Annotated in this window: 1 protein-coding gene; it reads right to left on the bottom strand. The window is 71.1% G+C overall.

Translation table 11 applies throughout. The annotated features are described in order from the left end of the window. Positions 1-23 precede the first annotated feature (23 nt). On the bottom strand, positions 24-1,322 hold the full coding sequence (locus F563_RS0120965; protein WP_211211463.1) for a transposase: 1,299 nt from the start codon (positions 1,320-1,322) through the stop codon (positions 24-26). Between the last annotated feature and the right edge of the window lie 125 nt (positions 1,323-1,447).

Raw genomic sequence — 1,447 nt, 5'->3', positions numbered from 1 at the left:
CAGCCCGTTGAAGAAGTGGTCGTTCAGTCGAGAGGGTCTGGCTCCAAGCTGATGGCGATGGCGGGGGTCTGATCGCCGGCGACGACGATCAGCAGCATCATCGGAGAGCCGTTCGGCAGGATGACGGCGGCGAGGCAGGCGGAGAGCCTGTCCTGGAACGCCCTGGGAGTTCCGGCACCGGTCAGCAGGCGCATGATCAGGCCGAGATTGTAGCCGGCGACGTGGATCAGGTAGCGCTTGTGGATGTTGTCCCGCCCGCGCAGCCAAGTCCGGCGCATGCCGCCCCGGTCGAGCGCCAGGGCGAAGCAGCGCTCGACGATCTCGGCGCGCAGCCTGAAGGCGGCGCGGGCGACCCCGGAGAGCAGCCGGGTGCGGTTGTTGACCACGGCCCGGCGGGCGGCATCGTCGCCATGCCAGCGCAGGAAGCCGTCGCGCTTCGGCTCGGCGATGCGCGTCTTCCATGGGCCGTCGTCGAGCGCCTTCAGCGTCGCGCGGGAATGGTAGCCCTTGTCCGCCACCAACTCGGCCGGTGCCTCTATGCTCGGCGCCGCGTCGACCGCGTCGAGATGCCGCGCGGCGCTCGCCAGCGTGTCCGGCAGGGTGGCGGTGTCGCCGCGGTCGGCGGCGTGCATCTCGGCGGCGACCACCGCGCCGGTGTCGAGGTCGACCGCGTGCTCCGGCTTGTGCGCCAGCCGCGTGCGGCCATCCTTCAGCCGGGCGATGCGCGCGTCAGGATCGGTCGGGCTCTCCCATTCGGTGTTGGAGAGCTTCTTGCCCTTGCGGGTGCGATCGAGCCGGATGAGGTCGTCGGCCGTCGGCGTGTCGATGCCGCTCTCGCGGGCCATGCAGGTGAGCATCTCGCGATAGCCTTCACCGCTGCCGCGTCGGACGATGCCGCGCAGCGCCGCGTTGGCCTCCATCGTCGAGGCGTCGACGCCGATCCGCTCGCCCTTCACCAGGCCGCGCTCGGCCAGCCGCTGCAGCACCCAGGTGAAGACCGCATCGTGCAGCTCGAGCGGCAGCCGCGAGCGCGTGCGGCTCAGCCAGGAATGGTCGGGCACCCGCTCGCGCTCGCCGAGGCGGAGGAACTCGCGCAACGACAGGCTGTCGGCGCAGCGCCATTCCAGCCCCCGCTCGCTGTCGATGCCCTCGAAGTAGCCGACGAGCAGCATGCGGAAGTAGCGCCCCGGCGGCAGCGAGGGACGGCCGCGCCGCTCCGCGTAGTGCGCCGCGCACAGCCCCTCGACGAAGCCGTCGAACCCGGCCGCGACGAGTTCGACCTGCAGCCGGTCGTAGAACGCATGTCCCGGTGAGCGTGGCATCTCCGACCACGCCACCAGCATCTCCGACTGTCGATCCCGCTGCCGCCCCAGCGCCATCCGACACCTGCCGCCGCCTGCCCCAGGTGTCAGAATCAGGCCGCGCCGCATTCGTCAACGGGCTGCTA

The sequence above is a fragment of the Elioraea tepidiphila DSM 17972 genome (assembly GCF_000378465.1).
GTDB classification, from domain to species: domain Bacteria; phylum Pseudomonadota; class Alphaproteobacteria; order Acetobacterales; family Acetobacteraceae; genus Elioraea; species Elioraea tepidiphila.
The sequence above is the reverse complement of the archived record's forward strand: the minus strand, read 5'-3'. Positions and strand labels throughout refer to the sequence as shown.

Bases quoted from the DNA above. Each gene is read 5' to 3' on its own strand.
- F563_RS0120965 (WP_211211463.1), bottom strand. From the start codon at position 1,322: ATGCCACGCTCACCGGGACATGCGTTCTACGACCGGCTGCAGGTCGAA.